Source organism: Bacillus sp. EB600 (assembly GCF_024494385.1).
GTDB lineage: Bacteria > Bacillota > Bacilli > Bacillales > Cytobacillaceae > JAEVLT01.
Genome location: NZ_JAEVLT010000086.1, coordinates 1 through 4542 on the forward strand (window position 1 = coordinate 1; position 4542 = coordinate 4542).

Consider the following 4542-nt stretch of genomic DNA (forward strand, 5'->3'; position numbering starts at 1 on the left):
CATAACTAAATGGTCAACCAGAAATTTTTTCTGGCTGACCTTATAATACACAGGGTGCTTGTGGAGAAAGAGGGTCAGTCGCTTAATTGTTTTTAGTTCTGATGCCAGCACCACCTGAGTTTTGTCGAATAAAAAAGCCCTTCATTCTAGAAAACGTTCTAGAATGAGGGGCTTTTGCATTATGCACTTATTTTTTCAATAGCGTTGTGATCTTTTGCTGTTGTTTTGCGGATGAATGGCATCACCCAGCGGTCAAGACCAATCCGACCAGCGTTGAGCCCAGATGCTATAATGATTACACCAAGTAAAATACAAAGCGCGTTAGTCGATATTGTACCAGCCATTACGTAAGAGAAGTTCATTACGAGTGCAAAGAAGGCAGCGGCCGTTGTTAGGCAGCCAAGAATTAACCCTAAGCCCACCAGAAACTCACCTAATGGAACAATTGTATTGAAAAGGTGGGCATTTGGCAGGGCAAAGTGTTTTAAAAAGCCAACATACGTAGCATAGACAATGCTGCCGTCTGGACCTTTCACCGGATTTGCAATCGCACCTTTTAAGAACCCAGATGTATCGAAACCTCCGGCTGCAAGTTTATGGTAGCCTGCAATTAAGAATTCATAGCCAAGATACAAGCGAATGACAGTTAGGATAGCGGCAGCAATTTTGTTTTCTCTTAAAAATCGATTAAACATGTGGAAGACTCCTTTATTTAAAAGTTTTATAATTAACTTGATTACAATGCTATTATAATTCTATTATCTCGAATAAAACATAATTTGTTCAACAATTCACATGTTTGTAAAAAAGATATGAACATAATTGTCACAATAGAAAATCGTGCATTTTTCCGGCTAAGAAAGTCCGACCTGTTCACAAGTTTCTATATATATATTGATAAATCAGATTGATCATGAAATCGGCAGTAATTCAAAAATAGGAGGGGTAGGTAATATGAGTGCATCATTAGATGCTATGAAAAACGGGTAGGAATGTGACATTTAATTGAAGAAGAAATGAATTTAAGAAAAAATATTCTAGTTATAATTAAGATAATATCCTTGTTATGGATTGAAATTATATTAAAGAAGAGAGGCCTCAACTTATGAAAGCAAGGGCAAAAACAAGGTGTCGATTAGGAAATTTAAAATTAGTTGATGTAGAAAAACCAACATAACAAACAGGAGGTTAGTGAAAATAAAAATATAAATCCGTAAATCCAATAAGATAATAAATTCAAAGAAGGAACATTTTTTAGACAGAAAAAAACAGCATCAGATGAAAGGACATGACGATGGAAAATAAACATACTTCTGGTCATTTATTAGCTTTACTCACCATTATAATTTGGGGTACAACTTTTATTTTCACTAAAATCTTACTAAATGATTTTACTCCCGTTGAGATTCTGTTTTTTCGTTTCATAATGGGTTTGGTTGCGTTAATGATTGTATACCCACACAGGATGAGGGTGGTGAATAGAAAGCATGAACTCTTCTTTGCGGCTGCTGGTTTATGCGGCGTTACGATGTATTATCTATTGGAAAATATCGCGCTCACGTTTACAATGGCTTCTAATGTAGGTGTAATCTGTTCATTAGCGCCATTTTTCACCGCGATTGCGGCTTTCTTATTTTTGAAAGAAGAACCGTTGCGGATCAATTTCTTCTTCGGCTTTGTCGTTGCCATGGTCGGCATATATCTAATCAGTTTTAGCGGTGCTTCAAATTTTCAACTAAATCCGTTAGGTGATTTATTAGCGGTTACTGCTACCATTGTTTGGGCCGTTTATTCTGTGTTGACGAGAAAAATTAGCAGTTTCGGCTATAATACGTTCCAAATGACAAGAAAGGTATTTTTCTATGGAATCTTATTCATGATCCCGGCTCTGTTTCTATCCGACTTCAAACTGGGGTTGGAGCGTTTTGCAAATCCTGTTAACCTATTTAATCTTATATTTTTGGGTATAGGTGCTTCCGCTCTTTGTTTTGTAACATGGAACTTTGCAGTTAAAGTATTGGGGCCTGTAAAAACGAGCATCTACATCTACATAGTCCCTGTAATTACGGTGGTTACGTCAGTTATCGTATTACACGAAAAAATAACGTGGTTGGCTGCAATAGGTACGATTCTAACGTTAGCCGGGCTGTTTCTTTCAGAGGGCAGGATCTTTTTAAAGAAAAGAGTTTCTAAAGCAAAACAGAGGAATGATTTTTATGCTTCATAACTTCACTAAACTCTACGGGTTTGTACATTTTTAAAAATACGAATTATGAAATTGATTCATCTCTTTAAAATCTATTTCATGTTTAGTTCCACATTCTGGAATAGCAAGAATAAAGAAAATTGTAAAATGTGAAGATGTTCACTTAAGCTAATGGATTAATTGAACTTGAACTAGATAAAAAGTATTCTATATTGAATGCTTTTTATCTTTCATCATAATTTGGTGATGTACTAGAGTGGCTTAATATGCATTTTTTATGAGAGCATAAAAATGATGTAAATTAAAGTGAGTCTAATCTTTACAGGTACTTTTTTAATTCAAATGTAAATTAAATCTGCTAAAGGTAACAATAAAACTATATTATCCTCCAATCACCATCTCATTGAATTACAGATGATATTGCCGAAAAAACTTTATTAGATGGTTCGTGTTTTTGTGCCTTTATCCCTATTTCAATTCAAGCAATATTTGCTTTTAATAGATTTGTAATATTTTTAAAATGATAGAAACATTTTGTGGGAAAATTTATATATAATGAGTAAAAAATAGAAATTTTACTTCAAAGAGGGAATAAAAAAATGGGGAAACGAACTAATAACTGGGTGCAAGGGGTATTAATTCTCTCGCTTGTAGGAGGGCTTTTGATCGCAGGAGTATCCATCAATCAATATTTAGGAGCAAAAGCAGCTAGCAATGAACCTAAGAATCAAAAAAAAACAAACCAGATTACGATGAAGAAACATGGGGGAGAAAAAGTTACACAAATGAAAAATGGTTCAAATCTTGATACAGAATTGCTTAACAAGGATCAAAAGGAATCTTATTCCCATAAACCCGATCAGGAGACAAGTAATTTACCGGAAAATAAGACAACTGAGGAACATTCTGCAACAACTAACATAGATAGTCCTCGACCACTTTTAGAAGCAAATACAGTTCAGACGGAGCAAACCAACGCACCACAAGTAAATACCAACTCAAAAACTGTTTATTTAACATTTGATGATGGTCCGGAAAGCTTTTCTAGTGAAATCATTGCGCTGTTGGAGAAGTACCATTTTAAAGCAACATTTTTTATGTTGGATGGAAATATTAAGAAATATCCAAATTCAGCAAGGCTAATGGTCAAGATGGGAGAGAGTGTTGGACTTCATGGGGTTACTCATAGCAGAAAATTATTTTATGCATCTGTTGTATCGGTTTTAGGTGAAATGAATCAGGATCGAAATACGTTAAAAGAAATAACTGGCGTGGATTCGGTATTGATTAGAACTCCGTTTGGTAGCGTTCCTAACTTGACACCAGAAGAAAAAAAGGCTGTTTTGGATAATGGATATTTGATGTGGGACTGGAATATTGATAGTAGGGATTGGTATTTCAAAGATGGACGATTTGTCGATAATGTCATTGAGCAATTACAAAGGAAAGCTCGAAAAGCGGGTCCAATCGTCATCCTTATGCACGAGAAAAAGGAGACACTTGCACAATTACCGAGGCTCTTTGATTATTTAAGTCAAAATCATTATGAGTGTAAAGTGATTGATCGAACAGTGGATCCGATCCATTTCTAATTTTGCACAGTAAAAGTTTTAAGCTTTAAAAACAGTTTGTTCCCTCTTCAAGTGCTTCGGTAGAAACTCTTTCGGTCAGGAAAGATAAGGGTATCGTTTAGAAGTGGCAACGGCTTGCCACTGTATCCTAGAACCCCACTGCTTTAGCGGTGGGAGTTGCCAGAAACAATTATAAGTGATTTTGTAGTAAGAACATGTTCCCACTACATTTACTTAATAAAATAGATGTTTTGAATGTATCCTATTTTTCAAATGTTACCTAATAAAGAGCGAAGGGATAAGTCCATTATTTAAATGAAATCAATGTAACCGGAAAAACTTTCTATTGCCAGGTAATACGGAAGGTGTTCTTCTAAGAAAGCTGATTCGTTACAGCTTCAAAAACGAACTTTTTAAACCAGAAATATTTCGTAGAAGTTTGCACAAACAAATTAGTGTGATATAATGGTTATTGTCACCGATGAAAAATTAATCCTTTAAAAAGGGTTGACGAAGAATTCTGTTGAGTATATAATAAGAAAGTTGATTCGTTAACAGCTTCAAAAACGAATTTTTTAATTCAAAAATATTTCGTAGAAGTTGACAATGACGAATTAGTATGATACAATTATTTTTGTCGCTGAATTGTTCTTTGAAAACTAAACAAACAAAAACGTCAACAATAAAAAACATAGTGAAGCAAGTCTTCACTAGCTAACGTAACATTTATGAGCTAACTCATACTCTTTATTGGAGAGTTTGATC

General features: G+C 34.7%; 3 protein-coding genes. 2 read left to right on the top strand and 1 reads right to left on the bottom strand.

Annotation, left to right across the window (positions count from 1 at the left end):
- Positions 1-179 precede the first annotated feature (179 nt).
- Entirely contained in the window at positions 180-695 is a 516-nt protein-coding gene (locus tag JN080_RS28290; protein WP_256239276.1) for a DoxX family protein, read from the bottom strand.
- Between the two features lie 599 nt (positions 696-1294).
- Between JN080_RS28290 and JN080_RS28295 the strand changes: the two genes are divergently transcribed.
- Complete coding sequence (locus tag JN080_RS28295; RefSeq protein WP_256239277.1) at positions 1295-2227, top strand: DMT family transporter; 933 nt, start codon at positions 1295-1297, stop codon at positions 2225-2227.
- A gap of 578 nt (positions 2228-2805) precedes the next feature.
- A complete protein-coding gene (locus JN080_RS28300) occupies positions 2806-3798 on the top strand; it encodes a polysaccharide deacetylase family protein (protein WP_256239278.1) in 993 nt (330 codons plus the stop codon).
- Positions 3799-4542 lie beyond the last annotated feature (744 nt).